A 1,199-nucleotide genomic window follows, 5' to 3' on the forward strand; every position below is an offset into this window, starting at 1 on the left:
GGTCATTCGGCTTGAGGCCGGCGCGGTCCGCAGGGGAGCCCTCGATGGGAGACACCACCTTGACGAGGCCGTCCTCCTGGCTGATTTCGATGCCGACGCCGACAAAACGGCCTGTGGTGCCTTCGCTGAATTCCCTGAACGATTTCTTGTCAAAGTAGACGGAGTGCGGGTCAAGGCTGGCCACCATGCCGGAAATGGCATCGGTAATGAGTTTTTTCTCGTCCACCGGCTCGACATAGTCTGTCTTGACCATGCCAAAAACGGCTGCGAGCTGCTGCAGTTCTTCCAGGGGAAGGGGTGCCAGGGCGCCACGGGCCACGGCTTGCAGCTGCACGGTGGTAAGGGCTCCTGCCACCGCGCCAATTGAAATCCAGCCTGCTATCTTGAGCTTCTGACCCATAGAAAATACCTTCGTAAACCTGTTGAAGAGCCCCTGCTCCCCCAATGTGAAGCAATATACACCTTGGAGGAAGGCCGGCCCCTGCAGTTCCGCTATTCGCGCGGTGTAGCGCCGCAAAAGAGCCAAAACGGCCAGCTTTTACAGGACTTTTACAAGAATGGCTCCCGCAGGACTGGTAGGAGCCATTGAAATGCCCCTCAAGCCTTGCCTTGTGCGCCTACGGCAGCCGCCGCTTTGGCCGCAGCCTCACCGTCGCCGAGGTAGTAATGGCGCAAGGGCCGCAGTTCGGCATCCAGCTCGTAGACCAGCGGGATGCCGTTGGGGATGTTGAGCCCCACGATGTCGTTGTCGGAGATGTTGTCCAGGTACTTCACAAGGGCCCGGATGGAATTGCCGTGGGCGGCCACCACAATGCGCTTGCCGGCCTTGATAGCCGGCGCCATGGACTCGTTCCAGAAGGGCAGTACGCGGTTCACCGTGTCCTTCAGGCATTCGGTCAGGGGCACCTGCCCGGGCTGCAGCTTCGCGTAACGGGGGTCTCCCCGTTCACTGCGCTCGTCGCTCGCTTCCAGCGGCGGGGGGGGCGTGTCATAGCTGCGGCGCCAGATCAGAACCTGCTCATCGCCGAATTTTTTCGCCGTTTCAGCCTTGTTCAGACCCTGTAGCGCGCCGTAATGCCGCTCGTTGAGACGCCAGCTGTGCACCACAGGCAGCCAGGTGCGGTCCATTTCGTCCAGCGTATGCCAGAGCGTGCGGGTGGCTCGCTTGAGCACACTGGTGTAGGCCACGTCAAAGTCAT

Annotated in this window: 2 protein-coding genes; both read right to left on the bottom strand. The window is 60.7% G+C overall.

Annotated features, from left to right (window positions below; all coding sequences use genetic code 11):
- On the bottom strand, positions 1-400 hold a 400-nt coding region (locus AC1D0Z_RS22200; protein ID WP_477660309.1), incomplete at its 3' end, for a S41 family peptidase.
- A 197-nt stretch (positions 401-597) separates the two neighbouring features.
- A partial coding sequence (gene gpmA / locus AC1D0Z_RS22205; RefSeq protein ID WP_477660310.1) for a 2,3-diphosphoglycerate-dependent phosphoglycerate mutase occupies positions 598-1,199 on the bottom strand: 602 nt, incomplete at its 5' end.

Source organism: Polaromonas sp. P1_E3, from assembly GCF_056405935.1.